The organism is Kitasatospora sp. NPDC059088 (assembly GCF_042738155.1).
Classification (GTDB): Bacteria; Actinomycetota; Actinomycetes; order Streptomycetales; family Streptomycetaceae; genus Kitasatospora.
The window spans coordinates 1-3,394 of the sequence record NZ_JBHYGR010000269.1 but is presented as its reverse complement, the minus strand read 5'-3'; the positions used below and the strand labels follow the sequence as shown (position 1 = coordinate 3,394).

The window sequence follows — 3,394 nt, the reverse complement described above, 5'->3', positions numbered from 1 at the left end:
CAGGACGTGCCTGCCGCGGGGAGCCGCAACACGGGGACGGGTGCGGGTGGTCCGCACGCGCCGTCGGCCGTGAAGTCGACGTTCCCGAACAACGGGAGCACGCCGGGGAGTTACCAGTACGACGCGGCGGGCAACACGACGAAGATCGCCAACCCGGGTGCGAACAAGACCATGGGCGCGGGCTTCGTGCTCAACCCGGGCGAGTCGGTGCGCTCCAGCAGCGTGCAGCTCACCATGCAGACCGACGGCAACCTGGTGCTGACCTCGCTGCGCAGCGGTGTGGTGGTGTGGTCGACCGGTACCGGTGGTCATGCGGGTGCGTGGGCGACGATGCAGGACGACGGCAACTTCGTGGTCTACGACCCGCAGCGGGTTCCGCTGTGGTCCTCGCAGTCGTGGGTCGGTCCGAACAGCAAGTACTTCGCGGTCGTCCAGGACGACGGCAAGTTCATGGTGTACGCACCCGGCTGGGCACCGAAGTGGGACTCCCACACCTGGAACGCGGTGGACGCCGCCAACGGCGCGGACCTGACCTGGGACGTCGAGGGCAAGCTCGCCACCCTCAAGCAGGGCGGTGCCACCACCTCCTACGTCTACGACGCGGACGGCAACCAGCTGGTCCGCCGCAACCCCGGCAAGGTCACCGTCAACCTCGGCGCCGGAGACGAGCTCACCTACGACACCGGCGCCAAGGCCAGCACCGGCACCCGCTACTACGCCCTCCCCGGCGGCGTCACCCTCGTCCGCCAGGGCGCGAACGCGCTGACGTACCAGTTCTCCGACCACCACAACAGCGGCACCCTGTCCATCGACTCAGCGACCACCAACGTGAACCGCCGGTGGACCGACCCCTTCGGCGTCCTCCGCGGCTCCGGCAGCGGCAACGCCTGGGCCGGCGACAAGGGTTACGTCGGCGGCCTCAAGGACGACGCGACCGGCTTCACCAACCTGGGCGCCCGCCAGTACCAGCCCGGCACCGGCCGCTTCCTCAACCCCGACCCCGTCATCGACCCGGCCAACCCCCAACAGTGGAACGGCTACGCCTACAGCACCAACGACCCCACCAACCTGAGCGACCCGAGTGGTCTCCGCCCCGAGGGCGTGTGCGGCGGCTTCGGCACCTGCGAGACCGCTCACGGGGACATCATCACGGAGACGTTCAAGCCGGAAGGCCACGGCGCCTGGACGGAGGAGTACTGGAGCTCGGATTCGGGCACCAAGAAGTACCCGAACATCGTCAGCCCGCACTACTTCCTCATCACCAGGGGCGGAACGCTCTGGGGCAACGTCCGCGAGGCTGCCGACGCCACGACCTACATTCCGGGCCTGAACGCCCTCGGCACCGTCGTGGGCGCCGGCATGGACATCAAGGACGGCCACTACCTGGACGCCGCCGAGGGCCTCGTGGGCCTGATCCCCGGCGGACGCGCAGTGGGCGCGGCCGGAAAGGCCGAGAAGGCCGAGAAGGCGGGGGTGGCCGCGGCAAAGGATCTGGAGAAGGCCGAGGAGAAGGCGGGAGCCAAGTGCCCCCTGGCGCTTGTCCGGGGAGCCACGCACAGCTTCCTGCCCGGTACCAAGGTCGTCATGGCGGATGGTTCGACCAAGGCGATCGAGGACATCGAGACCGGTGACGAGGTCCGAGCCACAGACCCGACGACCGGCAAGACCGAGTCCAAGCCGGTGACCCGCAGTATCCGGACGCCTGACGACAGCAGGTTCACAGACCTGACCCTGCAGGCTGCGGACTCCAGCAGCGCGTTCGCGAAGGTGGAGAACCTCACCAGCACCCAGCACCACCCGTTCTGGGACGAGACCGCACATCTCTGGACCGACGCCTCGGAGCTCCGCCCCGGCCACGAGGTCCTGACAGCCGATGGTCGGAAACTCATCGTCCGGACCGTGAGGAACTACAGGACGGCACCACAGGTCGCCTATGACCTCACCATCGCCGACACCCACACGTACTATGTGCTGGCCGGAGCGGCGCCGGTCCTGGTGCACAACAACGATGGCGACGCCCCGTGGTGGCACACCGGAGACGATGAGCCGGAGCCGTATTCCGAGTACGACCGCTGGGAAGGCGAATCCAACTTCGAGAAGGGCAAGCACGGAGACAACACCAGTCACAACAGGACTGGAAAGTGGGCGATGAAGCAGGGGGGCGTGACCGACAAGGACGAGGCCAAGCGCATCCACAACACCATGAAGTCTGGCATGGACGGTAACGGCAACATGGCGAAGGAGGACATCATCGACATCGCGCGGAGTGAGCTCGGTGACGGGAGTGATGGTTGCCCGTGAGCCAGTACTCCAAGATCGAGGAAAGCCAGGACATCGCGAAGCTGCGGAACGCTGTCGTGCCCCTGGTCGGGCATCGCGTCCGTGAAGCCCGGCTGTCGCAGACTGGATCGCTGCGCGTGGATTTCGACCCTGGTGTCTCGACCCGTGGTTGCCGACTCGGCATCTACAGCGTCGCGTGGCGTCTCGACAGTCGTGAGTCGATCGTGGCGGCCTCGCAGGACTCCCCGGACTTCCTGTCGAGTTCGATCGCGACCCTCGGGGGTCAACGCCTCGTCGCTGCCGAGGTTCTTTCGCCCAGCCTGGACACGACATTCAGATTCACGGATGTCGAACTGCGGGTCTTCCCTGCTTTCTCGGTCGTGGACAACGAGGATTCGATCTACTGGAACCTTCACCTTCCGTCCGGCTACCTGCTCTGTGCCGGGCCCGGGAGTTCGTGGTCCGTCCGGCGGGCAGTCCGGTGAGCGGGGGCGTGGAGGCGATGGAGGAGCTGATCCGGCCGGTCCTGGGAAGGCAGGCGTGGGCTGTTCGACTCCTGCTCGGTAGCAACCTGGCGATGGACTTCGGTAGCCCGGTCGAGCCCTACGGAAACGGGTCGGTCTTCGGTGAGTGGCACCTGTGGGTTTCGATGGCCGCCTGGAGGTTGGAGGGCGGAGGTCGCGTGATCGCGGGTTCGGAGGATCCGCGGTCCGTGCTCGTCCCCGCGGTAGCGCTGCTCGAAGATCGTCGGCTGATGACCGTGACCATCCGGCCTCCAGCACTGGAGACGGTGTTCGAGTTCGACGGCATCGAGCTCCATGTGTTCCCGATCTACTCACAGCGAGACGTCGATGATCCGGCTGACCACTGGATGCTGTGGATGCCGGCCGGAGACATCCTGACGGTGGGGCCGGGCTCGACCTGGTCGGTCGAGACGTCGAGTAGTCGACGCGGGCGACGTTCGTAGCGGCACTCGTGCCGGCCTGCGTCTGACCCGCAGTTCACGGGTCTGCTCGCGAGAACAACAGCGGTGGGCGGCCCCCGCCTCACGGGGCGGGGCGCCCGGGACGGGGGGGGGCCCCGAGCTCGGGGCAGAAGTGGGGGGAGGACACTC

3 protein-coding genes are annotated in these 3,394 nt (G+C 67.2%); all 3 read left to right on the top strand.

Annotated features, from left to right (window positions below):
• Positions 1-2,301 (top strand): polymorphic toxin-type HINT domain-containing protein (locus ACFWXO_RS45130; protein ID WP_380533025.1); only part of this gene is annotated, 2,301 nt, incomplete at its 5' end.
• The gene (locus ACFWXO_RS45125; protein ID WP_380533022.1) at positions 2,298-2,765 is read left to right on the top strand and encodes a hypothetical protein; all 468 of its coding nucleotides are present in this window, start codon (positions 2,298-2,300) and stop codon (positions 2,763-2,765) included. The genes ACFWXO_RS45130 and ACFWXO_RS45125, both read left to right, overlap by 4 nt.
• 17 nt (positions 2,766-2,782) lie before the next feature.
• Positions 2,783-3,247, top strand: coding sequence for a hypothetical protein (locus tag ACFWXO_RS45120; protein ID WP_380533019.1), 465 nt, complete (start codon positions 2,783-2,785; stop codon positions 3,245-3,247).
• Positions 3,248-3,394 lie beyond the last annotated feature (147 nt).

Bases quoted from the DNA above. Each gene is read 5' to 3' on its own strand.
- ACFWXO_RS45120 (WP_380533019.1), top strand. From the start codon at position 2,783: ATGGAGGAGCTGATCCGGCCGGTCCTGGGAAGGCAGGCGTGGGCTGTT.